Consider the following 26071-nt stretch of genomic DNA (forward strand, 5'->3'; position numbering starts at 1 on the left):
TCTGACAAAAGGCCGCCTAAGCGGCCGAAAAGGGGAACGAACATGAAAAACAGAAAAATGCTTGCCGCCGTATTCGGCATGATTGCCTCCCTTGCTCCGCTGACCGCCGGCGCTAAGGATTGGACCCAGGTGAAGGTCGGCATCGAAGGCGCGTTCCCGCCGTGGAACCTGATGGATTCAAGCGGCAAGCTTGCCGGCTTCGACGTCGATCTCATCAACGATCTCTGCAAGCGCGCCAAGGTCGATTGCGAGCTGATCGCCGGCGAATGGAACGCGATGATCCCAAGCCTGAATGCCGGCAAATTCGATCTTGTGATGACGCTCGGCATCAACGAGAAGCGCAAACAGGTGGTCGATTTCACCGTACCCTATGCGAGCGGTGTCGCAAGCTTCCTGCTCGTGAAGGATGGATCGGTTTCACCTCTCCCGATGACGGGTGAGCGGCTCAATCTCAACGACAAGGCGAAGGCGGATCCGGTGATGGCGGAGATCGGCAAGGCCTTGAAGGGCAAGACGGTCGGTGTCGTCCAGTCGACCAGCCAGGAGCAGCTGATCAATTCCTATTTCGGATCGGATGTGACGGTGCGTGCCTATAAGAACTCCGGGGAGCGCGATCTCGATCTGAAGGCAGGTCGCATCGATGCCGGCTTCGACAGCGGCGTTTATGAAGCCTCCGTACTCGCCAAACCCGGCAACGACGATCTGATGATGTCCGGCCCCCTGGTGAAGGGTGCGATGTTGGCGACGGAGGTCGCTCTCGGCATGCGCAAGGGCGAGACCGATCTGAAGGCGAAATTCGACGATGCCATCAAGCGGGCGGCCAAGGATGGCACGATCAAGCAGCTCTCGGAAAAATGGAGCAAGATCGACCTGACGCCGACCTTCGAGGCCAATTGAACGCCTCCCGCATCCACCGTTCCCGGCCGAGGATAAGACCATGACTTCCCTTGCCCACGTCCATTCTTTCAGGTCAAGCGCATGAACCAGCCAACCCTATTCGAGCTTGCTGGCTTCGGTCCGGATGGGTGGGGTCATGCTCTCCTCGCCGGCGCCTGGATGACCATTCTTGTCGCGATTTCCGGCTATGCAGTCGGCGCCTGCATCGGAACGCTCGGTGCATGGGGCAAGATCGCTGGCAATCGGTTTGTCCGCGCCACGGCGGATGCCTATACGACGGTTCTTCGCGGCATCCCCGATCTGTTGGTCATCTATCTTTTTTACTTCGGCGGCAGCGCGGTCGTCACGGCCATCGGCAAGATGTTCGGAGCGGAGGGCTTCCTCGGTTTTCCGGGTTTCCTGGCTGGTTCCCTTGCCGTTGGCGTCACGTCCGGTGCGCAGTTCACGGAGGTGCTGCGCGGCGGGTTCAAGGCCGTGCATCCCGGCGAGATCGAGGCCGCCATCGCCTGCGGAATGCCGCGCTGGCTGCGCCTGCGCCGGATTATCGCGCCGCTGACCTTGCGTCATGCGTTGCCGGGGCTCGGTAACGTCTGGCAGGTCGTTCTCAAGGAGTCGGCGCTGGTCTCCATCACCGGCGTCGCCGAATTGCTGCGCCAGGCGCAGGTCGGTGCCGGCTCCACGGGACTGCCGTTCGATTTCTACCTGATCGCAGGGCTGATCTATCTGATGATCTCGACCCTATCCAGCCTGATCATCCAGCAGGCAGAGCGCCATCTGTCGCGCGGTGTGAGGAAACGCTGATGGATTGGCAATTCCTTGAAGAAACTTTCGTGAGCCTTGTCGCGGCGATCCCGTTGACGATCGAACTCGCGGTGACGTCGATCTGCCTCGGCGCCATCCTCGCATTGCTTCTGGCGCTCGCTCGCCTGTCGGGCGTCACCGTCCTCGACTGGTTTGCCCGGCTCTACGTCTTCGTCTTTCGCGGTACGCCGCTGCTCGTCCAGATTTTCCTGATCTACTACGGTCTCGGCCAGTTCCCCGTCATCCGTCACAGCATCTTCTGGCCGTTTCTGCGCGATCCCTATTGGTGCGCCGTCCTGGCGCTGACATTGAATACCGCGGCCTATGCCAGCGAAATCATCCGCGGTGGTCTGCTCTCGGTGCCGCATGGGCAGGTGGAGGCTGCGCGGGCTTGCGGCATGCACCGTCTCATGATGTTCCGGCGCATCATCCTGCCGCTTGCCATCCGTCAGGCGCTGCCGGGCTACGGCAACGAGATGATTTCGATGGTGAAGGCGACATCGCTCGCCTCGATCATCACGCTGATGGAAGTCACGGGCGTTGCGGCGAAGATCATTTCGGAGACCTATCGCGCCATCGAGGTCTTCGTCGTCTCAGGTGCCATTTACCTGGCGATCAACTTCGTGCTGACGCGCCTCATCCAGTTTGCCGAATACCGGCTGAGCCCGCATCTGCGCCCGCCCGTGCCGGCGACGCACGATACCGCCGCCGTGACGGCCCCCGTAGGAGATCCGCGATGACTGCCACGCCAATCGCACTCAGCGTGCGCGACATGCACAAGAGCTTTGGACCGGTCGAGGTGCTGAAAGGCATCTCGCTCGATGCGCTGGAAGGCGACGTCGTCTCGATTCTCGGCTCGTCAGGTTCCGGAAAATCGACATTCCTGCGATGCATCAATTTGCTGGAGACGCCCGATTCCGGTGAGGTGACCGTGGCGGGCGAAACGATCCGCATGCAGCGCACCGCCCGCGGCGCCCATCGCCCGGCCGACGGAAGGCAGGTCGATCGCATCCGTTCCCAGCTCGGCATGGTGTTCCAGAGCTTCAATCTCTGGTCCCACAAGACGGTGCTGGAGAACGTGATCGAGGCGCCCGTCCACGTCCAGGGCCGTTCGCGCGCCGAATGCATCGAGGAAGCGGAAGCGCTGCTCGCCAAGGTCGGCATCGCCGACAAGCGCAATTTCTACCCGGCTCATCTTTCGGGGGGCCAGCAACAGCGCGCGGCCATCGCGCGCGCTCTCGCCATGCATCCGAAGGTCATGCTGTTCGATGAACCGACATCGGCGCTCGACCCCGAGCTCGTGGGCGAGGTCCTGAGGGTCATGCGCGCGCTCGCCGAGGAGGGACGCACCATGCTCGTCGTTACGCATGAGATGGGCTTTGCGCGCGATGTCTCGAGCCGCGTCATCTTCCTGCACAAGGGCGTCGTCGAGGAAGACGGCAAGCCGCAGGATGTCTTTGCCGGTTCACGTTCCGAGCGCTTCCGCCAGTTCATCAGCCAATAATTTCAAGTTCAATCACAATGGGGAACTCGATCATGAAATACCTGACCGGACTTCTAACCGCGCTTATGATGGTCGCCACGTTCGCGACGGCGAGCGTCGCGCGCGCCGAGGACAAAAAGTGGACGCATGTCACCATCGCGACCGAAGGTGCCTTTCGCCCATGGAATTTCACCAAGGCGGACGGCAGCCTGGACGGATACGAGATCGAACTGATCAAATATCTCTGCGATCACATGAAAGTCGAATGCACGACCGTCATCCAGCCCTTCGACGGCATGATCCCGGCACTCAATGCGGGTAAATTCGACGCGATCATTTCCGGCATGTCGGCAACCGCAAAGCGGGAGGAGGTCATTGCCTTTAGCGATTCCTACGGCACCACCGGCCAGACTTTCGCAACCCTGAAGGATTCCCCGCTTGCCGATCTTCCCATGAAGGGCCAGGTGTTTTCCCTCGCGACGGATGAAGCCGGCGCGGCCAAGGCGCTGAAGGAACTCGAACCGATGCTCAAGGGCAAGACGATCGGCGTGCAGACGGCATCGATCGCGGCAACCTTCCTCGACAAATATCTGAAGGGCGTCGCCGATATTCGCGAATACAAGACGACCGAGCAGCATGACCTCGACCTGAAGGCCGGCCGCGTCGATCTCATCATGGCGTCGATGGCCTATCTGTCGACGGCGGCGGCAAAGCCCGGCAATGAAGATATGACCGTGACCGGACCGCGCTTCCAAGGCGGCCTCCTCGGCCGCGGCAGTTCCGTCGGTCTGCGCAAGGACGACACCCAGCTGAAGGCGATGTTCAACGATGCGATCGCGGCGGCAAAAGCCGACGGCACGATCGCGAAGCTGTCTCAGAAATGGTTCGGCTTCGACGTGACCCCGAAGTAAGTCCAGAACGAAGCCAAACGGTCGCCCCGTTCCATGGCCTTTGATCGTGCCGGGCAACGGCAGCGAAATGCTCTTTCAAACTTGTCATCCCGATGACGCGCCGGTCATCGGGATGATCCGGATGGCCGCCTCAGGCGCGCCGGCGAGAGTTGCCTGAGTCCAAGGCGATTATTTGGACGTCAGGCGGCGTCATTGCTGTCGGATCGAGCTAGGCGTTCCCGATCGTCCTTGCATTGACGGAATGGAATTCCAGAATTGCGCGAATGCCATGCAACCCAACCGGACAGCTTGGTCTACCATCACTCTTCCGGTCGGTTGAAATCAGTCCGGTGTCGGCAATCCATCTATCTTCGCCGATCAGTCCACGCTCAGAACGATTTTTCCTTGGACGTGCTCGTTTTCCAGTGTTCGTTGAGCGTCGGCGGCCATATCAAGCGGAAAAACCTTGTGAAGCAGGACTTTGACTTGCCCTTGCTCTATCAGATCGACGATTTCATGAAGCTGGCCCGCATTCGGCGTGGCCATATAGCCGGCAACCCGAATATTACCGGATACGGTGTCCGGTCGCTCCGGCTCGCCTAGTGTCGACACCAGAACGCCTCCGTTCTTGATAACTTCGAACGAGCGCTTTTGTGTTTCACCGCCGACAAGATCGAAAACCATATCGACGGGATCAAGCATATCCTCGAAACGTTCGGACTTGTAGTCGATGACCTGATCTGCTCCAAGGCGCCGGGCAAGATCGATGTCCAGCCCCGAAACAGTCGTCGCGACCCAAGCTCCCTTGGCCTTCGCGAACTGGATCGCGAAATGGCCCACGCCTCCACCCCCTCCATGGATCAGAACCCGCTGCTCGCTTCGAAGGCGGCCATGATCAAACAATCCCTGCCATGCGGTCATGGCGGCGAGCGGAATGGCCGCGGCTTCCTCGAAACTGATCGAGGATGGCATTTTCGTGAGCAACGCAGCCGGAACGGCGACATATTCCTCGTAGCCGCCCCGCTTCATGTCGAGGAACGCGATTACGCGATCGCCGCTGGCAAAGCCGGTTACTTTGCGACCAAGAGCCTCGACAGTGCCCGCAAGATCGCGTCCGGGAACGATCGGCAGGTCATCTTGCTTGACCGCGGGATAGCCACCCTTGCGGATCTTCCAGTCGACAGGATTGACACTTGCTGCCGCGACTCGAACCAAAACCTCGTTTTCACCGGGGGAGGGACGTTCGATCTGGTCAAGCCGCAAGACATCGGCATCGCCGAACTCATGCATTCTGATGGCCATCATCTTGGGCATGTTAAACCGCCTTTCCAGGAATTATGGCTGCCACCGGCGTAAGCCCGCCGCCGACATCACGACCGATTGATGAATTTATTGAAGCGACTTTCGCGACCGTCCTCCGTCTCTTCCTGATGGAGGAACGCCAACTTGTTATCGTCGAAGATCCGGAAGAATTCGTCCCAGCCGATTTCTTCGAAGTTTTGCTCGGGCTCACCAAAATCGATCCGCAAAAGGCCGCCATTTCCGCCGGTGCTTTTCACACGTGATGGACGTCCGTCTCTTGCTTCCACCCATTGACGGATTGTTTCATGATCTGTCGTTGTTTTCGATGCCGACATGGCGTCATTCCTTCGATGATTGCTGGTTCAGGTCTGCGAATGCGCTCCACCGGGTCTGGAAATTTCGGCGAGTGCGGGACCGGCGGACCCATCAGCCATGGAAACGGCGAGATCTCCGAGCGACAGTATGCCGACCAGCCGCTTGTCCCGGTTGAGCACGGGCAGCCGCCGCACCTGGATGTTGCCCAGGTTTGTCATCACGTCGTCGACATCGTCGTCCTCGAAGCAGTATTTAACTTCTGCCGACATCACGTCACCGATCCTGGTGTCGGGTCCCTTCCCGCGCGCGACCGCGCGTACTGTAATGTCGCGATCCGTGATCATGCCTACGAGCTTGTCGTTCTCGCCGACAGGAAGAACGCCGGCATCCAGATCGGCCATCATGACCGCGGCGTCGCGAATGGAATGATTAGGATTTGCGACGCGCACGTCGCGCGTCATTGCTGCGTTCACTTGCATGTCTCTGTCCTCCTTGAAAGAAAGACCCCAACTCGCGTAGGCGTCCAGAGTTCCTTCATCGGAGCAAAAGCAGCTGAAAAATGCATCGCCGCCTGCCAAAGCGGAACTTTCAGCTGTGCCTCCTGAGCTTGCGCCATGTGCGCCATCTTCGGCGAGGCAGCCCCGCTCACTCAATCTGCACGCGCTCCTCCGCAATAAATTATCCAGAGGGAACTTTCGATTTCCTGGTCGATTAGATCGCCGATGCCGTCCAAGCTTTAGAAATCCGCATTCAACATCAAGGAGCAAGTCAATGGATGATGATAAAGCCAAGCGCCACGAGCGAGCTTATAGGATATGGGAGGAAGAAGGGCGGCCCGACGGGCGCGATCTCGATCATTGGCAACGGGCCGAAGAGCAGCACCAAGAGACGGAAAGCGAAGCTGAAACATCTCCGGTCGCTAAAGACAAAGGGAAAAAAGCAGCCTACGCACGTCCTATTCGTGAATAACGCTCCGTGAATCCGCGGGCGTCTGTGTGGGGATTGTCGAGGAATTCGGTTGACCAGACGTCCGGAACAGGCCCGCAACGCCTGATCGACTTGCCACCCACGAAAACGTCAAGGAGACATCCATCATGAGCTGGACTGGAATTTGGCGCAATCAATATGGCTCGACGGTCGAGATCACCGACGAGCAGGATGGTTTAATCAGAGGTACATTCAAGACCGCGCTGCAAGACAGTGTCTTTTTTGGCTCCGAGTTGCCGGTGGCTGGCGTTTGGTTCGACGATTGCATAAATTTCGCTTTTGGAATGGCGGGCGAAGGTTCGACTTCCATCTGCTCATTCACCGGAATGTTGCGCGAGAAAAAGCTCCAGACGATCTGGCATGTTGTGACCAGCAGAAAGCCCGAGCAGCCCGGTCGCGCGCGAAAGCTCGGCTGGGCTCATTCCGTGCAAACCAACGCCGATACGTTCGAGCAAATATCCTAGTGCGCGTCGTGTGGAATGCCGGTGCCCGCCGGCTATACGATTGACGAAAGGTCGTGCGACATCGACCATGACGGAAAGGTGAACTGATCTGCGAGCTTTAGCAATCGAATATCGCTAACCTTAAAGGTGTATGACTGACTATTGGAGGTTAGTTTCGCCCATTCGATGTCTTGGCCAGCATCTCGCTCAGCGTTGCCGCCGAGAGCATGGCTTCGGCCAAAAGTTTCTTGAGCTTCTGGTTTTCTTCCATCAGTGCTCTCATTCTTTTGGAATCGAGACCGGCATTTCCGAAATGAAGGGATTGCCACCGATAGAAGGTCGGCTCGCTGATGCCGTGCTTGTGGCAAACATCAGCAACCGTCACCCCAGCCTGGTGCTCTTTCAGTATGCCGGTAATCTGGTCGTCGTCGAACTTTCTCTTGCCCATCACCGCTTCAGTCCTCACGAAATGCTCTATGGAAACTGTCGATAAGTGGCCTGATGGCATAGAACGCCACGCTGCTTTTGCCCGTTTCGATCAGTGTCTGCACGGGCATGCCTGCGACCAATTCGACATCGTTCATTTTCGCCAACCGCTCGTCCGTCACTCGGATCGTCGCGGCAAAGTATGGCTGGCCGCTCTGCGCGTCGGTGAGACGGTCCGCCGATACATACTCGACCCGGCCTTTCAGCAATGGAACACGCCGCTGATTGTATGGAAGGAGGTGAACCTGCGCCTCAAGCCCCGCACGGACGAGATTGATGTCTTCCGGTCTGACGTGGGCGGACACGATGAGGCGATCGCTGCGCGGCACAAGATCGACGAGCGGCTCGCCCGCGCCGATCACTCCGCCGGCGGTGTGGATGCGCAGGTTCATGATTGTTCCGTCTTCGGGTGCACGGATATCGGTCCTTGAAAGCTGGTCGTCGATCGCCCACAAGCGCTCACGCAATTGCATGATCTGACTTTCCGTGTCGCGCATACCCTGCGCGACTTCGCTCAGCCTGTCGCTCTCGAGCTTAGCGAGATCGGCCTGTGCCTCACTGATCACTTGGTAGGCGCGCGAAATCTGCGCCTCCACCTGACCCCGCTGGCCGGCGAGGTCCGCTTTTTCCCGCTGGAGGTTGAGAACAGTATTTTTTCGTTCCAATCCCTTGGCGTTGAGGGCCGTAACCTGATCCAGTTCCTGCTGCGAGATTGCCGCCCTGTCGGTCAGTGCCGCCTTCTGCGCGCCAAGCCCTACGATTTCCTGCCGCACCTGCGCGATCTTCTCGCTGGTGATGCCAACTTCCGCCTGCATGACCTGACGACGCGCTTCGAAGATTTTCCGCTGTCCAGTCAGAATCGCGCCGACCGAGGGATCTCTGTCCATTGCCGACCTGAGGTCCTGCGGAAAGGCGATGTGATCGGCGCCCGTCTGCTCGGCAAGCAGGCGGGCGCGGCTCGCTTCGGCGTCCCAAAGTTGCCCTTGAATATTGTCGCGCTCCGAGCGGGACTTCGTGTCGTCGAGTTCTATCACGACTTGTCCTGCCGCGACGGCATCGCCGTTTTTGACGAGTATCCGCCGCACGATGCCGCCTTCCAGGTGCTGAATGGTCTTGCGGCTCGACTCCGGTTCGATGACGCCGGATGCAACAGCCGCGCTTTTCAGCGGAGCCAGCACCGACCAGATTCCCAATCCGACTATGAAGAGGCCAATCAATAGGTTCCCCGTCCATATAACGCCCCTGAGCCGCGGGATGGGCGAAGGGGACGCGGGTCCGCGTTGTTTCGCACCAAGCACAGGCGCGTAGACCAGCTGTTGCCTGGCCGTCGCCATCGATCGTTCGGCAAAGCGCTGACTCGCTCTTGACGAATTTAAAAATCTCGCAAGCGTTGCGTCCAGTTGAACAAGGGTCATGACCGCATCCCTCCCTACGCTCCTGTTCGCGATGGCGGTTGAAGATAGGTCTCATAAATCCGCTCGCTGTCGCCGAAGGCGGCCACCGTCCCGTTGCGCATAATGGCGATCTTGTTGGTAATTGGCAGGATACCCATGCGGTGAGTTATGATAACAACGGTCATGCCCCTGGATTTCATGCGTTCAATCGCCTTGTGCAGCATGCGCTCGCCATCATAGTCCAGGCTGGAGTTTGGATCATCGAGAACGATGAGGGATGGATTTCCATAAGCGGCCCGTGCCAGCCCCAGCTGTTGGCGTTGAGCGCGAAGGAGCAGGCTACCACCTTCTCCAATATCGGTCTCGTAACCCTTTGGCAGCCGCATGATCGCCTCGTGCAATCCAACCAGCTTCGCGGCATCGATCGCTTTGGCGGGATCTCCTCCATCCAGCCGGCCGATCACATCCTTGATTGCTCCGCCGAAGAGCTCGATGTCCTGCGGCAGATATCCGACGTGGTAGGCCCCTCCGCAAAGACGCAGAGCCGAAACATCTACCCCACCAAGAAGGGCGCAACCGCTTGTTGCTTGCACGACGCCCGCAATAACACGACCTAACGTCGATTTTCCCGATCCGGAAGGGCCGATGAGGGCAACGCAATCGCCAGGCGCCAGGCGCAACGTGATTCCAGTTAGTATCTGCTTGTTGGCGAATGGTTGAATATAGCCGACGTTATCGAGAACCAGACCATTGGGTTCCGGCTGGGGCACCGTTCGGGCATCGCGTTCCGACGCAACGGCGATCAGCATCCGGTTCAGGCGATTGAAGGCGTTGCGAGCAAACATTAGGGAGCGCCATGCGCCTATTGCGCCCTCGATCGGCGCGAGTCCGCGCCCGAGCAGCAGGCTCGCGACGAAGATGATACCGGGGCTACTGTTGCTCGAGAGCACCAGCCAGGTGGCGGATCCCATCAACAGGATCTGCGCCAGTGTTCGGATCGATTTGGAGAAACCAAGAATGATCTCCGTCCGATGCATCGCGATGTCCTGTGCTCGTCTTGCCATTTCCGCATCGCGATAGACCACCAACGCGGCACCATATTCCATGCCCATTGCCCGGATCACCTCGATGTTTTTGAGGGCGTTCGCGAACCGCAGATAGCTTCTGGAGAGGGCAAGATTGGCGCTGGCAAGCGGTTCTTGCGTCGCTAGCTCCGTGAGGCATGCAAACAGCAGAAGCGCTAGTGCGCTCAGAAGACCGATCGCCCCAAGCAGCGGATGAACAAGAAAGAGCAGGAGCAGGAAGATCGGTGCCCATGGGAGGTCAAAAAACAGGGAACTTGCCGGGGAATCGAGGAACTGGCGTAAGGTGGTCAGGTCTCTGAAGCACTCCGTGGCGGCTCCTGCATCGGCACGTGCGGCATATTCGAATGATGCGGTAAGCACCATGGGCCGTAGCCTGTGATCCAGCCAGCTGCCAATGCGCGAGAGGGCTGCCCGGCGCACGATGTCCAGCGTTGCGCCAACCACCACGGCAACCGCGATGATTATTGTCAACATCAGAAGCGTGTCAGCGCTGCGGCTCGACAGGACCCTGTCATAGATCTGCAGGAGATAAACGGAAGGCGCCAGAAGGAAAAGATTGTAGCCGCAGCTATAGAGGAAAACCAGCCCAAGTGCTCCGGCGCAAGCCCGGAGCGCGATGACGAGCTGTGTCTGTTGGCGCGATGGCGTTACAGAAAGCGTTGCCATTATCCGATCTCGCTCTGCGTGATATTGACAAGACGAGGCTGCTGACGGGTTCCGCAACCTATGGGGTCGCCAGCTGAAGCCGGCGACCCTCTAGGCTTGGTGTTTATGAGCCAAGATGGCTGAGGTCGATATGGCCGAAGTCGTTCGAGAAATGATCGAGAGCATTGTTCACTGTCGTCGTTGAGGGGTCAGTGTGAACTAAAGCCGCCGAGATGTCGCCGCCGCGAGCCAAGTTGCCGTTGCCGCCGTTGCCGCCGACGCCCGCCAGAATGGTGGCATGCTGATCTGCAAGGAGCTGAGTATATTGTGTCGCCGTGGTATCCGCGCTGACCGCTGCCGTGTCGCCACCGCTCACGCTTCCCTGGCTTCCGTTGGAGTGAGAATCTCCGCCGGCGCCTCCCGCGCCGCTATTCGTGACTGCCGCCAGGAAGCCATTCTGGGCTTGCGTAAAGCCGCCAGGTCCGCCGCCGCCGGCAGTCCAATCTGCCATCTGCCCTACGTGATCGCCGTTGTGCAGATCGATGGATGCCCCGTCGACCGTTTGCGTGTTGGCGACATACGCAACCGGATTGTAGTCAATATTGCCATGACTGTTGCCATCGCCGCCGTTGCCGGCGCTCGCATCGCCGGCAACCGGGTCACTGAAATGGATCGTGTCGGATATTTGTGGGATAGGCATTGATGTTCCTCCTTCGATTTCGTTTCGTCCGTGTGGTTCTACGGCATGGATCTCCAGCGTCTCACCGCCCGCAATACAACCGCGGGCGAATATTATCCGCGGTCAAATCTGCGAACTATCTAGATATTCGGGGACGCTCCTTCAGGCGTATGCCTGGAGATAGGGAGCGTAACTTGAGCTAGGTGCGTAATGGCGGGTACCAGATGAGATGGCCGTCATCGGGCTTGCTGCCTGATCAACGCGCATGGTCTTTCGAGGCAAAGGCGGTTCAAGCAAACAGGCTGCATTCGGGTCTCTGCTTCAAGGGCGGCTTTGACGCCCGGATTCGCATCGGGCGCTAAATCCATGATAACCAAATGGCTATGATGCTAGCCGATAGGATGTAGACGAATTGCAGGCTCTGCTTTTCTCATGTTCAGGTGCACAATATCCGAAAAATTTTGGCCGCATGAGTTACCCACCTTGTGGATGTGCGGTCGATTGTGCAACGGAGATGGTTATGACGGAAACCCGTCCCTTATTGGAAGACTTGGCCAAAACAGGCACCGATCAAAACCTCATCGCCAATTCGGCTGCGGGGCATTTGGCTCTGGTGCCGACTTGGCTTCCGTTGGATGTCGCTTCGGCTCCGAACTACAACTCAGCCGGTAGCGGCGGCGACGGGATAAGCGAAGGCGTGATCGACAGTAACGCACTGGCCGTCTTCGTGCCTTCCAACGCTGCCATTGCGGGACCTCATTCGAGCGCGGACGCCTTCCAGGGGAACGATGCTTTGGTCAATCAGCATCCCACTGAAGTGGCTGGGATCGGCGGGAATGGCGGAAGCGGCAATATTGCGATCGGCGGCGGCGTCAGTCATGCCGGCACCGGTGGCAACGGCCTCTTTTTTGGCGGCCTCGTGAGTACCGATGTTGCGGTGTTTGCTCCCGTGAACGCGGCTGTGGCGGCTGGCCATGGCGCTGCGGCTCACGCCGATCAATCGAACAACGCCGTGTTCCTGCAGGGGGCAACCCAGATGGGCGGCATCGGTGGCTCCGGCGGGGACCATAACATCGCGATCCACGACTCGACGATGAACCCGGGAACCGCAGTTACGTTTACCGGTGACAATTATGCGGGGCATGGCGGCAACGGAGTTTTCGTCGGCAGCATGGTCGATGTGAACGTGGCCATCTTCTCCCCGATCAACATCGCGGTAGGCGCCGCAGGCGGTTCGGCCGAAGCCCATCAGACAAACAATGCGATTTTTGATCAGGGCACGATGCAGATTGCCGGCATCGGTGGCAACGGTGGCGGCTTCAACATGTCATCGGGGACGATTTTTACCGGCAACCATGAAGCTGGCGGCGGTGGAATCGGATCATCGACCGGCAGCATGGTCGACGTCAATCTCGCCTATTTCCATCCCATCAATATCGCAGTTCCTGCCGGTGGGACGGCGGACGCCCAGCAGATCGACCATGTTCTCTACGATCAGCATGCACTTCAATTGGCCGGCGTCGGCGGCCACGGTGGCGGCGGCAATCTTACGGACGCCCATTCGGCTCTCGTAGACGACATTCTGGGCTTCGTACATACCTGACAGATAGTCTCCTTGCGGCATTGTGAAGGCTCAATTTCATGAAGCCGTCTTCCGCGCCATTAAGAACCATATGCCGGATCGCTCCACTCTCGGGCCCTTGCCTCTCGGAGAGACAGGGCGCGGAATGTCCGGTCGCCGAGATGCTGAATATTCCGTCGTAACCCCATTTATGTTGCTATAGATCTCCGGTTTTCGAGGTCGCTGTATCTGATCGGCATCTGCAGGTACTAATCCAGTATTGCGGCTGCTTTAAGTTGAGGGATTCTCCGAAAACGAATCTGATCAACCGATGATTATGTCTAGTCGATTTTCCGTGGGTGCATGTATAGAAGATCATATGCATTTTAATATCATCGACGGTTTTGTTGATATGATTTCTGTACATGATTCCAATGAATGGAACTGATTTAATATATCCTCTGGAATGAAGATTTGTGTTGTTTATACATGCGATGGTTGACTAAATTTGCTCATTGCAGTTAATGACAGATATCGTGAGAGATAAGACTATTGATATCGATAGTACCTCTTTTTTGTGCCATGACATGAAACGGGAACGGAAATAATCTGGGTTGCGGTTGGGCTGCAAATATTCCGGGGAGCGGTCAAGTGTCCAACAGTGCCAAAGCCAAGCGCCATATCGGGCGCAATTTACCAACTATTGTCGTTATTCAGCATTCCACATTGGCGCGTACGACTGTGGTGAAGCTTCTTGAACATGAATTCGCCGGGTGGAACTTTGTCGACATGATCTCGACGGAAAGTCTCGATAGAGCCCTCGGTGCCGAGGTACGTTTGATTGCGCTGGATCTGGCCGGCAGAGGTGTCGAGAGTACAAGCCTGCGTGATGATCTCGCCGCGATTGCCGCGCGCTTTCCCGAGGCTCCCATCACCTTGCTCTTAAGTACGGATGATGCCGACATAGTCCGTCAGGCGCTCAAAATGGGCATCCGCGGCTTCTTTTCGACGTCGCTTCCCATTGATATCGCCCTTGCAGGCCTTCGTCTCGTTCTGGCGGGAGGAACATTCTGCCCGCAGCTGTTAGGCGTTGTTGCAGATGAATCAAACGAGCATGCTCCGGCCAGAAACGAGGCGGAGAAAAACCTGGATGAAAGGACGCAGTATTGGACGATTGCCGATTTCACTCCCAGGGAGGCAGAAGTCCTCGCAGAGTTGCAATGTGGCTGCTCAAACAAGGTTATTGCAGGAAAACTCAATTTATCGGGGCATACGGTGAAGATGCATCTGCAACACATAATGCGTAAGTTGCAGGCCCAGAACCGGACTGAGGTGGTCGCTCGCCTGGTTCGAAGAGCCGAGGGCGGGAATGACGCCTCCCCGAATTAGGGTGGTATCGCACGTGCCAACATGGTCGATGCGGGGGCTGCGCGACCAGCGCCATATCCAGGGCGCAGCAGGGGCGAGGCGTTTGCCCGCGAGAGCCTCATGTTTCGTATTGCAATTGCAGCCGCGATGCCATTAGCGCTTGCCGAATGCACGCAGAAAGGTCTTCGTTGCCTCTCTTGCCATACGATGGACTTCTTCCTCTGGAGTTGGACGGCCGATCTGTTGGTTGATCCGCAGATCTGTTGCGAGCAGCGCCATATACTGCCGCGCGGCAAGTGCCGGATCCTCTATGTCGAGATGGCCAGCCAGCGCAAGCTGCGCCAGGCGAGCTGCGATGGCGGGGTATTTCTTGCCCGGTCCGTATTCCTTCCAGGTCTCGAACAGTTCGGGAAATCTGCTGCCTTCGGTCTCGAGGAGCTTGCGTAGCCAGCGACCATTCGAATCGCAGACCGCCTTGCGCAGGAGAAGCGATGAAAATTCGGTGAGTTCCTTTTCGAGATCGACAGGCGCCACGGGAAATGTGTCCAACACCCGAAAGAAGTCGGCGCTCGACTTCTCGGTGATCTCCGCAACCACGACCTTGAACAGATTATCCTTGTCGCCGAGTTGATTGTACACCGTCTGACGCGACACGCCGGCTCTTGCCGCGATGGCATCGATGCTCGCCGCCGCAAACCCCTCCTCGGCAAAAATGTCTGCGGCCGCGTTCAGGATTGCCTGACGTTTGCTGGTGGCGGGCGGACTCTCTGTCTCGGAAGAAACCGCTGCGGGCGAAGTTTTCATGACACCATCATATAGGACTTGACTAGTTGGACAATACTGTCCAAAATATTTTACAGGAATGACGGATTACGCGTTGGAACCATTTCCGTCTTTCCGCTGCCCCATCTATAATCGCCCACTCAATCCCCGTCACATGCTTTTTTGTATGAGGCTTTGCTTCGTCCGGGGAATGGTGTGCGGGAAAGGTTTTTTCCGTGCAGAGCAAGGATTCCGTTTCATCGCCCCGAGCCGGCGGCTCCCACCATGCCATCGCCCTTGGCCTCCTTTCAGCCGTGGGTCTCTTTGCCCTCGACATGTATCTACCCGCGTTGCCGACGATCAGTCTGGATCTTCACGCGGACAGCCATGCAGTCCAGGCAAGCCTGATCTCCTTCTTCGCCGCCATGGCTGTGTCGCAGATTATCTACGGTCCGCTGTCGGACATGTTTGGCCGGAAACGGCCTCTCTATGTCGGTCTGGCGCTCTACATCCTCGGCGCGATCGGCTGCGCGCTCTCCACCGATATTGGCTGGCTGGTCGCCTTCCGTTTCATTCAGGGCACAGGCGCCTGTGCCGGCGTCGTGATTGCCCGCGCCATCGTGCGCGACCTGCATACGGGCGCGGCCGCCGCGCAACTGATGTCGCGGCTTATGCTGGTCTTTAGTATCTCACCTATTCTGGCGCCGCTCGCGGGCAGCATCGTGACGGTGTTCGGGAACTGGCGGCTGATCTTTTGGGTCATGGTCTTCGCCGGCGCTGTCGGCTTCGTCGCGGGCCGCTTTTTCCTTGAGGAGACCCGTGCGGTTGATGCGCGCAGTGAAAGCAGCCTCGGCGGAGCATTGAGAGCCTATGGAACACTCCTTAAGGACCCGTATTATCTCGGTCTGGTCTTGATGGCCTCCTTCGGCATGTCAAGTTACATGATTTATGTCGCCAACTCCTCCTTCGTGCTCATCGGCCATTACGGGCTCTCTCCGAGCTTTTACAGCGTGGTCTTTTCGGTCAATGCGATTGGCTTCATCGGCATGTCGCAGATGAACGGTTGGCTTGCCCGCCGGATTGGTTTGCGCAAGGTGATTCGCGGTGCGGTATCCGGTTATGCGCTGACGATGGTGGCGCTGGCTGTCCTGATGGCCGGTGGCATCGATAGCCTCGACATCATGGCGGCCTTTCTGTTTGCGGGCTATGCCTTTCTTGGAATGATCGTGCCGAATGCGGCGGTACTGGCGCTTGAACATCATGGTCGCATCGCCGGCACGGCTTCGGCGATGATGGGGACGGTCCAGTTCATGACGTCGGCGCTGGTGGTTGGCGTCAGCGGCATGTTTATGGATGGCACGGCGAGACCGATGGTAGCCGTCGTTGCCATCTGCTCGGCCATCGTGCTCCTCCTTTCGATCGCAGTGCTGAAGAGCAGGCATGTGGTGGCCGCTGAATAGGGACGGGTGAGGGAGCCCAATGGGGACTTTGCGCCTTCATCGTGGCTAGGCTACCGTAGGCAGGGGCCATTGGGCACTTTACTGGAGATGAAACCATGTTCACTCACGTCATGATAGGAAGCAACGATTTGGAGCGAGCGAGAAGCTTCTACGACGCCACATTTGCTGCACTGGGAGGCAATCCCGGCGAGATGGACGCGAGAGGCAGGCTGATCTATACCCATGAGGGCGGCCGGCTCATGATCACGAGACCCATCGATGGCAAGCCGGCGACCGCGGCCAATGGCGGGACTATTGGTATAGCCGCCGCGACCCCCGACCATGTTCTTGCGTGGCATGCCGCCGGTACGGCACATGGGGGCATGGCGATCGAGAGCCCGCCCACGGAGCGTCCAAACGGGTCATTCGTCGCATATCTTCGCGACCCGGACGGAAATAAATTGACCGCGCGGACTCCGCCGACGAAGTGAAGCAGGTGTCAAGCAGCGCCTGGCAAACGGCGTGATCGATGCTCAAGAGGCGAATAGGCGTGGGATGTCGCCTTCAGGCGGACCTCCGTTGGGGCGGCATCGTGCCTTCCCTTCAGCCATTCCAGTCATCTCGGCGATATCCTGAAAGCCGTCGATCGGGTGAGCGTTGGCCTTCACGTCGAGGTAATCACAGCTGAGAGGTTATCGCGAAACGGCTCGCCTTCCTCCAGCGATGGACAATCATCCCTTATGTGCTCGAAGGGCGGGCTAGCCCATAGTCGGCAGTCTGTCTATTGCTCGCCTTCGTCTGCGTCTTGTCTCCTCGCCTCTTGCGTGGGCGCGATCCGCCGCCCGGAAGGGTTTAAATCTGTCGCCACGCCCCGATCAGCATGCGCATGAAATGCTCTGCGGCGGGGGACAAGGTGCCCCCGCGACGGCGCACAATGCCGATGGTGCGAGAGATTTCGGGGTTTCTGATCGGGCGCGTGATCAGGAAGGGATGTTCTCCCTGGGGGGTCGCCATTTTCGGCAGCACGGAAATCCCGAGCCCTGCCTCCACAAGGCCGAGCGATGTGGAAAGATGGGTCACTTCGTAAAACCAGTTGAGCTTGATGTTGGATCTGGCCAGAGCGGCATCGAGTAATGTCCTGTTCGCGCTCGAGCGATGAACCGTAATGAGGGGATAAGGCTCGAGATCCTGCCATCGGACCTCTTTCTTTTCAGCTAGCGGATGGTCCCGCTTGGCCGCCAGGACAAACGGATCTTCCGCCAGCCTCTCGAAGACCAGATCGCTGTCCGAGCTTCCCATGATGTTGATTCCGAATTCGACTTCGCCGCGCGCCACAGCCTGAAGTGCGTCGGTCGCAGTCAGATCGAGGATCCGAAGCCGAATATTTGGATATTCACGGTTGAACTGGCGGATGACGGAAGGCAGGAAATAAAAGGCTGCCGTCGGCAGGCATGCAATCGTCACCAGGCCCCCGCGCTTGGCTCCCAGTTCCCGCATCGAAAACAGCGAACCGTCGAACTCTTCGAGCATACGCTGCACCAGGGGCACGAGCTCGGTTCCAAGAGCCGTGGCCGCGACATGGCGCGTCGTCCTTTCCAGCAGCGGCGCGCCGATCGCCTGCTCCAGCTTTTGGATGCGCCGGCTGAGCGCCGGTTGCGACATGTTCAGCTGATCGGCCGCGCGATGAAAGCCCTGCAGCTCGACCACGGCGAGGAAGGCTCTAAGGTCAAGGATCTCACAATTGATGTTCATTTCGTATCAATGTCCTCGATTTTAGCATTTCACATATCAATCATTAATTCCATAATAGCAATAACAGAGCGGATTAATACGATAATCACATCATCTGGCGAGAAAAACGCATGAATGATTTACTCTCCATACCGTGTGTCCTGATGCGGGGCGGCACCTCGAAAGGCCCGTTCTTTCTGGCGTCGGACCTGCCGCAGGACCCGGCCGAGCGAGATCAAGTGCTTTTGTCTGTGATGGGTTCGGGGCATCCGCTTCAGATCGATGGCATCGGAGGGGGAAATCCGGTCACCAGCAAAGTTGCCATCTGCGGACCCGGAACAGTGCCCGGCGCGGATGTGGACTATCTGTTCGCGCAGGTTCGCGTCGACAGACAGATTGTCGATACCTCACCCAATTGCGGGAACATGCTGGCGGCTGTCGGGCCGTTCGCGATAGAGGCGGGGCTTGTGCCGGTCGCCGGAGACACCACCCTCGTCAAGATCTTCAACGTCAACACCGGCAAAATGATTGAAGCCGAGGTTCCGACACCGAATGGTGCGGTCGCCTATCTCGGCGACGCAAGAATTGACGGCGTGCCCGGCCAGGCCGCTCCGATCGCGCTCACGTTCAAGGATGCGGCGGGTGCGCGAACGGGTCAGCTTTTTCCAAGCGGCAAATCGATAGAGACGATCGCCGGCATCGATGTGACCTGTATCGATTGCGCAATGCCGATGCTCCTGATCGAGGCGGCCTCGCTTGGTGTGACCGGATACGAGAGTGCTGCCGAGCTGAACGGCAATCATTCGTTGGTCGAGCGGTTGGAGGATCTTCGCATCCTTGCCGGCGAGAAAATGGGAATGGGTGATGTCCGCAGTCAAGTCACCCCGAAACCGGTCCTCATCTCTCCCGCCAGACAAGGTGGTGCATTGAACGTCCGATATTTCATGCCGAATGAATGCCATCCGTCACTGGCGACGACAGGCGCTGTCGGGATCGCAACGGCTTGTGTAAGCGAAAACACCGTGGCATCCCGGCTTATCGGCGTTCAAACACCGCCCGTCGTGCTTTCCATCGAACACCCCAGCGGCCATCTGGACGTGAAGTTGCAGTTGCGGGATGGGAAGCTCGTCGCCGGGATTCTTCGCACGGCGCGCAGGCTTTTTGAGGGCCATGTCTTTGCAAAGCCTGCCAAAACGCTGGTTTGTGCAGCATAATCAATCAACCCATGGTGCCGGGAGGGTGCCAAAATGGAGGAGATCAGATGAAAAAGCTTATTCTCGCACTCGCGGCAGCGGTAGCGCTGTCCGGAACGGCCTTGGCGGAACCTGTTCGCATAAGCGTGGGTTCCTACAACCTCAATAACCTGCCTTTCCCGGTCGCGCAGGGCTTGGGTCTTTATGAGAAAGAGGGGCTGGAGGTTATCGTCGAAAACTTCGCGTCGGGCGGATCGAAGACCTTGCAGGCCCTGGTTGCGGGCTCGACGGATGTCGCTGTCGGCTTTTACGACCATACGATTCAGATGCAGTCGCAGAACAAGCACGTTGTTGCCTTCGTGGAGCTCGGGCGCAATTCCGGGCTCGTTCTGGCCGGCGGCAAGGACGCGAAATTCGATCCGAAAAATCCGGAAACGATCAAGGGCGCCAAGATCGGAATCACCGCTCCGGGATCGTCCTCGGATTTCTTTATTCGCTACTATCTTCAGCGGCATAAGCTCTCGGCGAACGACGTTTCGATCATCGGCGTCGGATCGGGCGCTGCCGCCGTTGCAGCTCTTCAGCAGGGCAAGATCGACCTGCTCGTCAATTATGATCCCGCGGCGACGTTCGTTGTCGAGAAGGGCGTCGGAAAGATCCTGATCGACGCCCGCAACGACGATGGCGCCAAGGAAATCTATGGCGGCATCTATCCGACATCGGTCCTTTACGCCACGCAGGACTACATCGCCAAAAATCCGGAGACCATTCAGAAGGTCACCAACGCAACGGTAAAGGCGCTTCAATGGATGAAGACGCACAGTGCCGCGGAGATCGTCGAAAAGCTTCCGCCGGAATTCATTTCGGGCGACAAGGAGACATATATCAAGGCAGTTGAAAACGCGCGGCAGATCTTTTCCACGGACGGGCTGCTCGACGAAAAGGATATCAAGACGCCTCTCGATGTCCTGACTTCGTTCAACGACAAGGTCAAGGCTGCCAAGATCGACCTTTCCAAGACCTATACCAACGAATTTGTAGCTAAGGTGCCGGCGACGGCATCGAACTAAGGGAGGTTAAGATGTCCGTGACAGCCTTAAAGCCGGCAACACAGACACCTCATGCAGCGGCGTCCAAGGCAATGGTGGCAATCGAAAATGTCACTATGTCCTTTGGTTCCTTCGTCGCGGTCCAGGATGTAAATCTGACGGTGGCCGATGGCGAATTCGTCGCCATCGTGGGGCCGACAGGCTGTGGCAAAAGCACGATCCTGAATGCGATCGCCGGACTTCTGAAGCCGGCAAAGGGCTCGGTCTCGATTGATGGCAGCGTGGTCTCGGGCGTCCAGAATAACATCGGCTATCTGTTTCAGCAGGATGCCCTGCTCCCGTGGAAAACCGCGATCGAAAATGTGGAGCTGGGACCCATGTTCCAAGGTGTCAGCGCCGGAGAGCGCCGGGAGCGGGCTCTCAAATGGCTGGCGAAGGTCGGCCTCAAAGGCTTCGAAGACCGCTATCCGCACCAGCTTTCCGGCGGCCAGCGTAAGCGTGTGCAAATGGCGCAGGCGCTGATAACCGGGCCGAAAGTGATCCTGATGGATGAGCCTTTCTCCGCGCTCGACATCCACACTCGGCATTTGATGCAGAATGAGCTGCTTCGGCTATGGCAGGAAGAGCGGCGGGCTGTGGTTCTGATTACGCATGATCTTGAGGAAGCGATTGCTCTGGGGGATCGTGTCGTGGTTCTGGCGTCAGGTCCCCGGTCGCGCGTCATCGACAGTTTCCCTGTCGATCTGGAGCGGCCTCGCGATGTCGCGGAGATCAAGCTCGATCCCCGTTTTACTGACCTCTATCGCAATATTTGGGCTTCCCTGCGCGGCGAAGTGGAGAAAAGCTATGAACGCCATGACTGAGAGACTTACCCAACTGGCATTGCTGCTCGTCATTGTCGGCGGGTGGGAGATCGGCGTGAACCTTGGCGTGATCGATGTTTTCTTCTTTCCCTCGCCTGTCGATATCATAAAGCAGGTGTTCGCATGGGTTACCGATCCAGGCTTCTTCAAGCATGTGACCATTACCTTGACCGAAACGGTGCTCGGCTACATCATTGGCACGGCTCTCGGCGTTGCTGCGGGGGTATGGCTCGGCCTGTCACGCTCGGCGGCCCGAATCCTCGATCCGTTCATCAAAGGCCTGAACGCCATTCCGCGCGTGGTCCTTGCTCCGATCTTTGTCCTTTGGCTCGGTCTGGGGCTCTGGTCCAAGGTGGCTCTCGCAGTCACGCTCGTTTTCTTCGTGACCTTTTTCAACGCGATGCAGGGCGTGCGTGAAGTCAACCCCGTCGTGCTGTCGAATGCCCGCATCCTCGGCGCGAAGAAGTCCGAGCTGCTGCGTCACGTCTATTTCCCGGCTGCGGCGAGCTGGATTCTGTCTTCGCTTCGAACATCCGTGGGTTTTGCGGTCGTCGGCGCCATCATCGGTGAATATCTGGGTGCGTCGGCCGGTCTGGGATACCTCATCGCGCAGGCGGAAGGTAACTTCGACGCCGTCGGCGTCTTCGCGGGGATCTTCATTCTGGCCGTGTTCGTCCTGTTGATCGATCTCGTCCTGGATTTCGTCGAGGCTCGTCTGATCAAGTGGCGTCCGCGCGCGGCGGAACGGACCACCTGATTGCGCTTCGGTTGCCGAAAGCTCTCGTCGCAAGACAGGGCTTTCGCAACTCGCCAGCTTTTCGAGTTCACAATCGTTCGGCGGCGAAAACCACCCCAACGCCCCCGGCGCTGCCGGGTGTTCGTCTATCACCGATGCTGAACCACGGGGCGTTGACTATTGATCATCGGGCCAAAGAAAGGACAGTCTCGAACAGTACCTTTGCGCCTGTCTCGATATTTTCCGAGGTGACAAATTCAGCCTCGTTATGACTGATGCCATCTCGGCACGGAACAAATATCATCGCTGTCGGTGCAACACGGCTGATGAAAAGTGCATCGTGGAAGGCACCGGAAACCAATTTCATGTTGGAAACGCCCAGCCTTTCGCAAGCCTTGTCGATCACATCGACGATTGTCGTGTCGAATTGTCCAGGTGCCAAGTCGAAGCGTTTTTTGATGAGCACATCGACCATATGGCGCATAGCCGACGCGCGGCATTCCGCCTCGATTTGAGCTTCTATGGAAGAGAGCGCGTCTTCCCGCGGATGGCGGATGTCGATGGTGAATGTGACCCTGCTCGGAATGACGTTGACGGAGCTGGGTTCGACGCTCATTCGACCAACGGTCAGCCGCGCCATCGGATCGGTCGGCATGACGAGGAGCTGCAGTTGTGCAATCGCCGTGACGGCCGCCGCCATCGGATCTTTGCGGAATTCCAGCGGAGTGGTGCCGGCATGGGCGGCCTCGCCGCTGAAGGAAACTTCGAGCCATCTGGTTCCTTGTACGCCGGTGACGAGGCCGATCGGGACGCCCGCGCGTTCGAGAACGGGTCCCTGCTCGATATGCATCTCAACGAAGGCGGACACCGCATGGCCGACCGACTGCATCTTGGCTTCCGGCAGCGCCTTCAATGTCGCCGCCAATTCATCGCCAAGCCTTGCCCCGTCGGTGCCGCGCATATCCTGCCACCCAGCCATGTCGCCCGCGCCAACAAAGGCCATGGATCCCATACAACCGGGAGAGAAGCGGCTACCTTCCTCGTTGGTCCAAGACACAACTTCGACGGATCGTTCCGTAACGACTCCGGCATCCTCAAGGGCTTCCAGTACCTCGAAGGCGGATAGCGTGCCAAGCGCACCATCAAACCTGCCTCCCGTGGGTTGGCTGTCAAGATGGCTGCCAATCAAAACGGGTGGCAATGAAGGATCATGTCCCTCACGCCGGATGAACAGATTGGCAATCGCATCCTGGTGGACTTTGAAACCGCGGGCAACGGCCAGTTCAGCAAGCCGGCGCCGGGCCGTCCTGTCTCCGATGCTCAACGCTTGACGGTTCACCCCTCCCGCTGGCGTTGCTCCTATCGTTGCAAAATGGGCAATGCGCCGCAGCAGACGCTGCGCATTGATTTGTAGGTATGACGTCATCGATGGATGCCTGTCACGAAGTCTTTTACCCGTTGCGGATCGACCGCGTTCCACCAGACGCCATCATACTTCAGTGAGCTTGCAATGATCACACCATCGGCTACCGACAGAATGTCGTTACCATTTTCCGGCGTCACACCGCTGCCGACGAGGGTCGGCAGGCCCGCCGCCTGCTTGATCATTCTGATGTAATCGAGATCGGCCGCATGTCCTGTCCTTTGCCCTGTGGCGATAATGGCATCCGCGTCAAAGAAGACGAGATCCTTGACCTGTTCCTCGACTGGCCGGTCCGCAACGATGGCATGCGCTCCATGTTTGACATGGGCATCGGCGAAGATGCGGATGCCATGGGCATTGAGCCGTGCGCGATAGCGCATTGCGCGGGCAGCTTCTCCCTCGATGAAGCCTTCATTGGCGACATAGGCGTTCGCCCATTGATTGACGCGCACGAAGCCCGCGCCTGCCGCACTGGCGATTGCAAGCGCCGGAATGGCGGCATTGGCAAGAACATTGATGCCGATCGGACCGCCGAGTTCGCGACGGATGCGATCGGAGATGACGGCCATGTAGGCCGAGGTTTCGGGGCCGATGTCATCGGGCTTGGAAAAAGGAATATCGCCGTGGTTCTCGATGATCACGGCGTCGCTGCCGCCGCCAAGATAGGCGCGGGCATCGTCAAGCCCGCGCTGGTAAACGGTCTCGATCTCCTCGCCGGAGTAGCGCGGCGCACCGGGAAGCGGCGCCAGGTGAACGACGCCTATGATCGCCTTTTCGCGCCCGAAAAGATCGATGAGCGCGTTGCTAGCTACCTGCCCGATGGGTTTCATTGTCCCACTCATGTGTTTTCCAGTTCTGATCTCTTGATGATGTCCAAAATTTCCACCCGCGAGGGATAGGAGGCGAGCGTTCCAAGACGACCGACGGAGATGCCGGCGGCCTTGGTTGCCACGTTCGCGGCTGCGGCCAGGGATTTTCCTTGTGCGAGCAGGCCGACGAGGACGCCCGCAAAGCAGTCACCGGCACCACTGGTGTCAACGACCGCGCTCCTGGGCGCCGCGAGGAAAACTGGTGTTTGATCCGCCCGATCCCATATGAGGCTGCCTTGGCTTCCAAGCGTCACCACGACGCTTCTCGCTCGGTTCTCCAAAAGCAGGTTTGCCGCTGCCCTTGGGCTTTCCATGCCCGTCAGTGCCGTGGCTTCGCCTTGATTGACGATGACAAGATCCACGTCGGCAAGATCCTCGACCGTCATGTCCGATAGAGGACTGGCATTGAGCACCGTCCTTAGACCTGACCTTCCGGCAAGCTTCAGACAGCTGGCGGTGACCTCGCTTGACAGGTTGCCCTGCATCAGAAGGATGTCGCCCTTGCTCCAGGTCCGCGTCAGGGCCGATTGCCGGATCGGATCGAAGGCTCGCGCGCAGGCGACGGCGCTGACGATTGCGTTTTCGCCGCCTTCTTCCAGCAGGATCGTCGAACGGTCGGTGGCAAGAGGCAGGCGGATCAGTCGATCGACCTCGAGGTCGCTCTTCAACGTCTCGCTCACGCCATCCGCCATGTCGTCGTCGCCAAGCGCGCTCCAGAAGCACACCGTTGCCCCGCTTCGCGCCGCCGCCACCGCTTGATTGGCACCCTTGCCTCCCATGCCTTCAACGATCGAGGTCGCGTTGAGCGTTTCCCCCGGACGCGGCAGGCGCGGCAGGCGGAAGCTCGTATCGACGCAGACATTGCCGACGACATGGAGGCGCATGGGCGTCAGTCCTTGAGCGTTGCCCAGGCCAGCATCTGCTCGAAGAGCGTCTTGTAGCCGTTCCAGGCAATGAACTCCGGCGGCAGCCAGTGTGGACCGACATCCGAAGTCCAGACGAGTGTTCTGCCGGCGCCATAGGTGCCGGTTACCAGAAGTGGCTGTGAACCATATTCGCCTGAAACCGTCGCAAGCACGTCAGCTCCTGGCTTCACCTTCACCTCATTGAAACCGAGAAGGTAGGGCCAATCCTTTCCGAGGCCCTTGAGAACCGGATGGGTGTCATTGCCCGTCACGACGGGCGAAAACCCCTCGGGAACTTCAACGCGGTCATCGATGGCAAGGCAGGTTACCGGCAGCACCTCCTCCACCGGTGTTTTATGATAGCGCGCGCCGCCATTGATGCCTTGGAAGCTGTAATAGCCGCCGAACATCAGCAACGCGCCGCCATTTGTAACGTAATCGCGCAGCAGCTTCAGCCGGTTCGGTGTTCTCTTGGAATGAATCCAGGTATCAGGATGCAATAGCAGCGTGTTTGCGCCGATATCAGAGAGAATGATCGCGTCATATTGCGCGAGTGCTTCGGCTGTCAGCGGGAAATCACGCTGCGCCTCATGGGCCGGCATGAAGGTGACGTCAAAGGCGCTGTCCTTCAATGCCTTCAGCAATTCGTCGGCACCGGTGTGATAGGTCACCGTCGGAAACTGATCGAAACCTTTGATATGGGTGGCGGTCGAAACCCATGATTCACCCGCCAGAAGAACCTTTTTTTTGCTCATGTCTGCTCCT

The 26071-nt window shown here is 58.4% G+C and carries 28 protein-coding genes; 15 read left to right on the plus strand and 13 right to left on the minus strand.

Annotated features, from left to right (window positions below; translation table 11 throughout):
- Positions 1–42 precede the first annotated feature (42 nt).
- The 5 genes from I8E17_RS26670 (at position 43) to I8E17_RS26690 (ending at position 4092) form a co-directional block, all read left to right on the plus strand.
- Complete coding sequence (locus I8E17_RS26670; RefSeq protein ID WP_219511720.1) at positions 43–897, plus strand: transporter substrate-binding domain-containing protein; 855 nt, start codon at positions 43–45, stop codon at positions 895–897.
- Between the two features lie 81 nt (positions 898–978).
- Entirely contained in the window at positions 979–1698 is a 720-nt protein-coding gene (locus I8E17_RS26675; protein ID WP_069614123.1) for an ABC transporter permease subunit, read from the plus strand.
- Complete coding sequence (locus I8E17_RS26680) at positions 1698–2438, plus strand: ABC transporter permease (protein ID WP_069614124.1); 741 nt, start codon at positions 1698–1700, stop codon at positions 2436–2438. The genes I8E17_RS26675 and I8E17_RS26680 overlap by 1 nt, the downstream gene beginning before the upstream one ends.
- Complete coding sequence (locus I8E17_RS26685) at positions 2435–3202, plus strand: ATP-binding cassette domain-containing protein (protein ID WP_069614125.1); 768 nt, start codon at positions 2435–2437, stop codon at positions 3200–3202. The genes I8E17_RS26680 and I8E17_RS26685 overlap by 4 nt, the downstream gene beginning before the upstream one ends.
- Before the next feature lie 32 nt (positions 3203–3234).
- On the plus strand, positions 3235–4092 hold the full coding sequence (locus tag I8E17_RS26690; RefSeq protein ID WP_069614126.1) for a transporter substrate-binding domain-containing protein: 858 nt from the start codon (positions 3235–3237) through the stop codon (positions 4090–4092).
- Positions 4093–4449: 357 nt separating this feature from the next.
- Here the strand turns inward: I8E17_RS26690 and I8E17_RS26695 are convergent, their stop codons facing one another.
- The 3 genes from I8E17_RS26695 to I8E17_RS26705 are packed head-to-tail and all read right to left on the minus strand — an operon-like array spanning position 4450 to position 6167.
- Positions 4450–5385: an NADP-dependent oxidoreductase gene (locus I8E17_RS26695; RefSeq protein ID WP_229002247.1), complete on the minus strand. Its 936-nt coding sequence runs from the start codon at positions 5383–5385 to the stop codon at positions 4450–4452.
- Positions 5386–5441: 56 nt separating this feature from the next.
- Positions 5442–5708 carry a hypothetical protein gene (locus I8E17_RS26700; RefSeq protein WP_083258239.1) on the minus strand — a complete coding sequence of 89 codons (267 nt, stop codon included), beginning with the start codon at positions 5706–5708 and terminating at the stop codon, positions 5442–5444.
- Between the two features lie 27 nt (positions 5709–5735).
- Positions 5736–6167 carry a CBS domain-containing protein gene (locus tag I8E17_RS26705; RefSeq protein WP_069614416.1) on the minus strand — a complete coding sequence of 144 codons (432 nt, stop codon included), beginning with the start codon at positions 6165–6167 and terminating at the stop codon, positions 5736–5738.
- Between the two features lie 292 nt (positions 6168–6459).
- Here I8E17_RS26705 and I8E17_RS26710 point away from each other — a divergent pair, with 292 nt between their 5' ends.
- Positions 6460–6657, plus strand: coding sequence for a DUF2934 domain-containing protein (locus I8E17_RS26710; protein ID WP_083258240.1), 198 nt, complete (start codon positions 6460–6462; stop codon positions 6655–6657).
- Between the two features lie 125 nt (positions 6658–6782).
- Positions 6783–7139: an avidin/streptavidin family protein gene (locus I8E17_RS26715; RefSeq protein ID WP_069614129.1), complete on the plus strand. Its 357-nt coding sequence runs from the start codon at positions 6783–6785 to the stop codon at positions 7137–7139.
- A gap of 148 nt (positions 7140–7287) precedes the next feature.
- Here I8E17_RS26715 and I8E17_RS26720 read toward each other — a convergent pair whose 3' ends face one another.
- From I8E17_RS26720 to I8E17_RS26735, 4 genes are all read right to left on the minus strand, one after another.
- A complete protein-coding gene (locus tag I8E17_RS26720; RefSeq protein ID WP_069614130.1) occupies positions 7288–7566 on the minus strand; it encodes a transposase in 279 nt (92 codons plus the stop codon).
- 7 nt (positions 7567–7573) lie between these two features.
- On the minus strand, positions 7574–9019 hold the full coding sequence (locus tag I8E17_RS26725; protein WP_219511722.1) for an HlyD family type I secretion periplasmic adaptor subunit: 1446 nt from the start codon (positions 9017–9019) through the stop codon (positions 7574–7576).
- A gap of 14 nt (positions 9020–9033) precedes the next feature.
- Entirely contained in the window at positions 9034–10749 is a 1716-nt protein-coding gene (locus I8E17_RS26730) for a type I secretion system permease/ATPase (protein WP_069614132.1), read from the minus strand.
- 103 nt (positions 10750–10852) lie between these two features.
- Positions 10853–11428 (minus strand): PE-PGRS family protein, encoded by a 576-nt coding sequence (locus I8E17_RS26735; RefSeq protein ID WP_069614133.1) that lies wholly within the window; start codon positions 11426–11428, stop codon positions 10853–10855.
- 499 nt (positions 11429–11927) lie between these two features.
- Between I8E17_RS26735 and I8E17_RS26740 the strand changes: the two genes are divergently transcribed.
- Positions 11928–13010 (plus strand): hypothetical protein, encoded by a 1083-nt coding sequence (locus I8E17_RS26740; RefSeq protein WP_069614134.1) that lies wholly within the window; start codon positions 11928–11930, stop codon positions 13008–13010.
- 609 nt (positions 13011–13619) lie between these two features.
- Entirely contained in the window at positions 13620–14357 is a 738-nt protein-coding gene (locus I8E17_RS26745) for a response regulator transcription factor (RefSeq protein WP_069614135.1), read from the plus strand.
- Positions 14358–14489: 132 nt separating this feature from the next.
- Here the strand turns inward: I8E17_RS26745 and I8E17_RS26750 are convergent, their stop codons facing one another.
- A complete protein-coding gene (locus I8E17_RS26750) occupies positions 14490–15140 on the minus strand; it encodes a TetR/AcrR family transcriptional regulator (protein WP_069614136.1) in 651 nt (216 codons plus the stop codon).
- A 194-nt stretch (positions 15141–15334) separates the two neighbouring features.
- Between I8E17_RS26750 and I8E17_RS26755 the strand changes: the two genes are divergently transcribed.
- Complete coding sequence (locus tag I8E17_RS26755) at positions 15335–16558, plus strand: multidrug effflux MFS transporter (protein WP_113366161.1); 1224 nt, start codon at positions 15335–15337, stop codon at positions 16556–16558.
- 95 nt (positions 16559–16653) lie between these two features.
- Positions 16654–17028, plus strand: a complete 375-nt coding sequence (locus I8E17_RS26760) for a VOC family protein (RefSeq protein ID WP_069614138.1) — start codon at positions 16654–16656, stop codon at positions 17026–17028.
- A gap of 361 nt (positions 17029–17389) precedes the next feature.
- Here I8E17_RS26760 and I8E17_RS26765 read toward each other — a convergent pair whose 3' ends face one another.
- Complete coding sequence (locus tag I8E17_RS26765) at positions 17390–18289, minus strand: LysR family transcriptional regulator (protein ID WP_069614139.1); 900 nt, start codon at positions 18287–18289, stop codon at positions 17390–17392.
- Between the two features lie 110 nt (positions 18290–18399).
- Between I8E17_RS26765 and I8E17_RS26770 the strand changes: the two genes are divergently transcribed.
- From I8E17_RS26770 to I8E17_RS26785, 4 genes are read left to right on the plus strand one after another with little or no spacing between them, the layout of a single operon-like run.
- The gene (locus tag I8E17_RS26770) at positions 18400–19482 is read left to right on the plus strand and encodes a 4-oxalomesaconate tautomerase (RefSeq protein WP_069614140.1); all 1083 of its coding nucleotides are present in this window, start codon (positions 18400–18402) and stop codon (positions 19480–19482) included.
- A gap of 47 nt (positions 19483–19529) precedes the next feature.
- On the plus strand, positions 19530–20531 hold the full coding sequence (locus I8E17_RS26775) for an ABC transporter substrate-binding protein (RefSeq protein ID WP_069614141.1): 1002 nt from the start codon (positions 19530–19532) through the stop codon (positions 20529–20531).
- A gap of 11 nt (positions 20532–20542) precedes the next feature.
- Entirely contained in the window at positions 20543–21373 is an 831-nt protein-coding gene (locus I8E17_RS26780) for an ABC transporter ATP-binding protein (RefSeq protein WP_069614142.1), read from the plus strand.
- Positions 21357–22130: an ABC transporter permease gene (locus I8E17_RS26785; RefSeq protein WP_069614143.1), complete on the plus strand. Its 774-nt coding sequence runs from the start codon at positions 21357–21359 to the stop codon at positions 22128–22130. The genes I8E17_RS26780 and I8E17_RS26785 overlap by 17 nt, the downstream gene beginning before the upstream one ends.
- Before the next feature lie 163 nt (positions 22131–22293).
- Here the strand turns inward: I8E17_RS26785 and I8E17_RS26790 are convergent, their stop codons facing one another.
- The 4 genes from I8E17_RS26790 to I8E17_RS26805 are packed head-to-tail and all read right to left on the minus strand — an operon-like array spanning position 22294 to position 26061.
- Positions 22294–23535 carry a Zn-dependent hydrolase gene (locus I8E17_RS26790; RefSeq protein WP_113366160.1) on the minus strand — a complete coding sequence of 414 codons (1242 nt, stop codon included), beginning with the start codon at positions 23533–23535 and terminating at the stop codon, positions 22294–22296.
- Positions 23532–24374, minus strand: a complete 843-nt coding sequence (locus tag I8E17_RS26795; protein ID WP_069614145.1) for a BtpA/SgcQ family protein — start codon at positions 24372–24374, stop codon at positions 23532–23534. The genes I8E17_RS26790 and I8E17_RS26795 overlap by 4 nt, the downstream gene beginning before the upstream one ends.
- A complete protein-coding gene (locus I8E17_RS26800) occupies positions 24371–25285 on the minus strand; it encodes a ribokinase (protein WP_069614146.1) in 915 nt (304 codons plus the stop codon). Before I8E17_RS26800 ends, I8E17_RS26795 begins: the two co-directional genes overlap by 4 nt.
- 5 nt (positions 25286–25290) lie before the next feature.
- On the minus strand, positions 25291–26061 hold the full coding sequence (locus I8E17_RS26805) for a glutamine amidotransferase (protein ID WP_069614147.1): 771 nt from the start codon (positions 26059–26061) through the stop codon (positions 25291–25293).
- Positions 26062–26071: the final 10 nt, after the last annotated feature.

The organism is Rhizobium sp. AB2/73, assembly GCF_020871915.1.
GTDB classification, from domain to species: domain Bacteria; phylum Pseudomonadota; class Alphaproteobacteria; order Rhizobiales; family Rhizobiaceae; genus Rhizobium; species Rhizobium dioscoreae.

Bases quoted from the DNA above. Each gene is read 5' to 3' on its own strand.
- I8E17_RS26685 (WP_069614125.1), top strand. From the start codon at position 2,435: ATGACTGCCACGCCAATCGCACTCAGCGTGCGCGACATGCACAAGAGC.
- I8E17_RS26760 (WP_069614138.1), top strand. From the start codon at position 16,654: ATGTTCACTCACGTCATGATAGGAAGCAACGATTTGGAGCGAGCGAGA.
- I8E17_RS26725 (WP_219511722.1), bottom strand. From the start codon at position 9,019: ATGACCCTTGTTCAACTGGACGCAACGCTTGCGAGATTTTTAAATTCG.
- I8E17_RS26805 (WP_069614147.1), bottom strand. From the start codon at position 26,061: ATGAGCAAAAAAAAGGTTCTTCTGGCGGGTGAATCATGGGTTTCGACC.
- I8E17_RS26775 (WP_069614141.1), top strand. From the start codon at position 19,530: ATGAAAAAGCTTATTCTCGCACTCGCGGCAGCGGTAGCGCTGTCCGGA.
- I8E17_RS26735 (WP_069614133.1), bottom strand. From the start codon at position 11,428: ATGCCTATCCCACAAATATCCGACACGATCCATTTCAGTGACCCGGTT.
- I8E17_RS26740 (WP_069614134.1), top strand. From the start codon at position 11,928: ATGACGGAAACCCGTCCCTTATTGGAAGACTTGGCCAAAACAGGCACC.
- I8E17_RS26780 (WP_069614142.1), top strand. From the start codon at position 20,543: ATGTCCGTGACAGCCTTAAAGCCGGCAACACAGACACCTCATGCAGCG.
- I8E17_RS26695 (WP_229002247.1), bottom strand. From the start codon at position 5,385: ATGCCCAAGATGATGGCCATCAGAATGCATGAGTTCGGCGATGCCGAT.
- I8E17_RS26670 (WP_219511720.1), top strand. From the start codon at position 43: ATGAAAAACAGAAAAATGCTTGCCGCCGTATTCGGCATGATTGCCTCC.
- I8E17_RS26690 (WP_069614126.1), top strand. From the start codon at position 3,235: ATGAAATACCTGACCGGACTTCTAACCGCGCTTATGATGGTCGCCACG.
- I8E17_RS26785 (WP_069614143.1), top strand. From the start codon at position 21,357: ATGAACGCCATGACTGAGAGACTTACCCAACTGGCATTGCTGCTCGTC.
- I8E17_RS26710 (WP_083258240.1), top strand. From the start codon at position 6,460: ATGGATGATGATAAAGCCAAGCGCCACGAGCGAGCTTATAGGATATGG.
- I8E17_RS26730 (WP_069614132.1), bottom strand. From the start codon at position 10,749: ATGGCAACGCTTTCTGTAACGCCATCGCGCCAACAGACACAGCTCGTC.
- I8E17_RS26750 (WP_069614136.1), bottom strand. From the start codon at position 15,140: ATGAAAACTTCGCCCGCAGCGGTTTCTTCCGAGACAGAGAGTCCGCCC.
- I8E17_RS26715 (WP_069614129.1), top strand. From the start codon at position 6,783: ATGAGCTGGACTGGAATTTGGCGCAATCAATATGGCTCGACGGTCGAG.
- I8E17_RS26720 (WP_069614130.1), bottom strand. From the start codon at position 7,566: ATGGGCAAGAGAAAGTTCGACGACGACCAGATTACCGGCATACTGAAA.
- I8E17_RS26800 (WP_069614146.1), bottom strand. From the start codon at position 25,285: ATGCGCCTCCATGTCGTCGGCAATGTCTGCGTCGATACGAGCTTCCGC.
- I8E17_RS26795 (WP_069614145.1), bottom strand. From the start codon at position 24,374: ATGAGTGGGACAATGAAACCCATCGGGCAGGTAGCTAGCAACGCGCTC.
- I8E17_RS26700 (WP_083258239.1), bottom strand. From the start codon at position 5,708: ATGTCGGCATCGAAAACAACGACAGATCATGAAACAATCCGTCAATGG.
- I8E17_RS26765 (WP_069614139.1), bottom strand. From the start codon at position 18,289: ATGAACATCAATTGTGAGATCCTTGACCTTAGAGCCTTCCTCGCCGTG.
- I8E17_RS26680 (WP_069614124.1), top strand. From the start codon at position 1,698: ATGGATTGGCAATTCCTTGAAGAAACTTTCGTGAGCCTTGTCGCGGCG.
- I8E17_RS26770 (WP_069614140.1), top strand. From the start codon at position 18,400: ATGAATGATTTACTCTCCATACCGTGTGTCCTGATGCGGGGCGGCACC.
- I8E17_RS26790 (WP_113366160.1), bottom strand. From the start codon at position 23,535: ATGACGTCATACCTACAAATCAATGCGCAGCGTCTGCTGCGGCGCATT.
- I8E17_RS26675 (WP_069614123.1), top strand. From the start codon at position 979: ATGAACCAGCCAACCCTATTCGAGCTTGCTGGCTTCGGTCCGGATGGG.
- I8E17_RS26705 (WP_069614416.1), bottom strand. From the start codon at position 6,167: ATGCAAGTGAACGCAGCAATGACGCGCGACGTGCGCGTCGCAAATCCT.